This is a genomic window from Janthinobacterium sp. GW822-FHT07A03 (genome assembly GCF_058798815.1).
Map to the genome: position 1 here is coordinate 1 of NZ_JBXAKW010000032.1, position 2,339 is coordinate 2,339.

The following is a 2,339-nucleotide window of genomic DNA, read 5'->3' on the forward strand; positions in this document are numbered from 1 at the left end:
ATGCCAACCTTGTCCAGCTTGAGCACCTGGGCCCAGATGGCAGCAATGCGCTCCTCCGTCATAGTGCGTGGCGCCGTATAAGTCACGGCACTCGTCAATTCTGGCGCAGGCAGGGCACGGCGATCGAGCTTACCGTTGGCCGTCAGCGGGAACGCCTCCAGGCGCACGAAGGCTGCCGGCACCATGTATTCAGGCAAGGTCGCCAGTAATTCATCGCGCAGTGCCGCCGCGCGATCAATGCCACCATCATCCTCGACAATAAAATAGGCGACCAGACGCTTGTCGCCCGGCACGTCTTCGCGCGCCAGTACGATCGCTTCGCGCACGCCAGTGCAAGCTGCCAGCTTCGCTTCGATCTCGCCCAGCTCGATTCGGAACCCACGGATCTTGACCTGGGAGTCGTTACGACCCAGGAATTCGATATTGCCATCGGGCAGATAGCGTGCCAGGTCGCCCGTCTTGTACAGGCGGGCATGCGACGCGCTACTGAACGGATCAGCAACGAAACGCTCGGCTGTCAACTCTGGACGGTTCAAGTAGCCGCGTGCCACGCCGGTGCCCCCCACATACAGTTCACCAGCAACGCCCAGCGGCACCGGCTGCATATGCGCATCGAGCAGATAAATGGAGGTGTCGGCGATCGGACGTCCAATCGGCACGATAGGCCGTGTCGTCATACCCAAGGCAGTGTCGCAGGTGGTGGCAATGGTAGTGGCCTCGGTCGGTCCATATGCATTGATCAGGTGCCGCGGCGGACGGGCAAGGCGCAGTACATGCCCGACCGGCTTTGGATCGAGCACATCGCCACCGACGAGCAGATACTTCAACTGCCCGAAAGCGCGTTCAAGCGTGTAAGCGTATTCGTTGAAAATGCCCACGGTCAGCAACATGGCATTCACGCCGCCGTCGATCAAACATGCCTGCAGCGCAGCCGCATCCAGCATCACTTGACGTGGGACGATGTGGAGCCGGGCTCCCTGAAGCAATGCCCCCCAAACCTCCCAGGTGACTGCGTCGAAGGCGACATTGGCGCACTGGGCGATGCAGTCGCCAGGACCAATATCGGCAAACCGGTTATCGACGACCAGCCGGATGATATTGCGGTGCTCGACCATGACCCCCTTGGGCAGGCCGGTGGAACCGGAGGTGTAGATGACATAAGCCAGGTGGCGTGCGGTCAAGCCCAGTGCCAGCGGATCCGGATTGGTGTCACGCTGCGCCGGCATGTCGTCGAGCAGCAACACAGGCAGGGCATCCGCCGCCTGCGGCAGAATGGCGCGCAAGGTGGTCTGGGTCAGCACCAGCCTTGGCGCACTGTCTTCCAGCATGTAAGCCAGGCGCTCGGCCGGGTAGGACGGATCGAGCGGCACATACGCCGCGCCGGATTTGAGCACGCCCAGCAGGCCGACCACCATCTCGACGCTGCGCTCCACGCAGATCGCCACCCGGTCGTCGGGTCGTACCCCCAAGGCAAGCAGCGCATGGGCCACCTGGTTGGCACGGCGGTTCAGTTCCCCATAGCTCAGGGACTGCGCTTCGCACACCAGCGCGATCGCCTCCGGCTGGGCAGCAGCCTGGGCTTCGAACAATTGGTGCACCAGCTGGTCGCGCGGCAGGGAAGTACTGCTTTGGTTCCATTCGAGCAACATTTGCTCGCGTTCGTGCAACGGTAGCACCGGTAAATGGTGCACTGGCAGCTCCGGCGTTGTTTCCAGCGCAGTCACCAGATGTTCCAGCGCAGTGTGCATGTAATCGCAAACCCGCTGTGCTGGCACGTTGTCGGCCACCAGAGCGGTAAGGCCAAAATCTTCCCCCAGATCATCCACGGACAAGGAGCAGGGATAGTTGGTGCGCTCTTCGGCGCTCAACACCGTGACGCCTGTCCAGGCAGGCAAGATGCTGCCGGCACCCTGTGGCGGCAATGTACCGGCCTGGCTATGGCGGTAGTTCAACAGCGACGAGAACAGCGGCATTGGCGCGGCGATGCCGCTGCAGCGCTGTGCCAGCGCAAGCGAGGCATGCTCATGATGCAACAATTGCGTCAGCAGGCTGTGGGTGCGCTGGATGCTGTCGGCCACGCCGCGGCCACCCACATCGATGCACAGTGGTAAAGTATTGATGAACATGCCCATCGCGCGGTCAGTGCCGTTGCCGCCTTGCATGCGACCCAGCAGCACTGTACCGAACACGACTTCCTGACGGCCGGATAGTTTGGACAGCACCTGCGCCCAGGCCAGATGCATCACGCTGGCAGCGCTCACGCCAAGCTTGCGTGCCTCCAGGCGAACACGCCGGGACAAGGCCGGATCAACCAGGCGGCGTGCTTCGGCGATGCCGGT

Annotated in this window: 1 protein-coding gene; it reads right to left on the reverse strand. The window is 62.5% G+C overall.

Features of this window, described 5'->3' with window-relative positions:
* Positions 1-2,339 (reverse strand): non-ribosomal peptide synthetase (locus tag AC1RJW_RS29625; protein WP_493048103.1); only part of this gene is annotated, 2,339 nt, incomplete at both ends.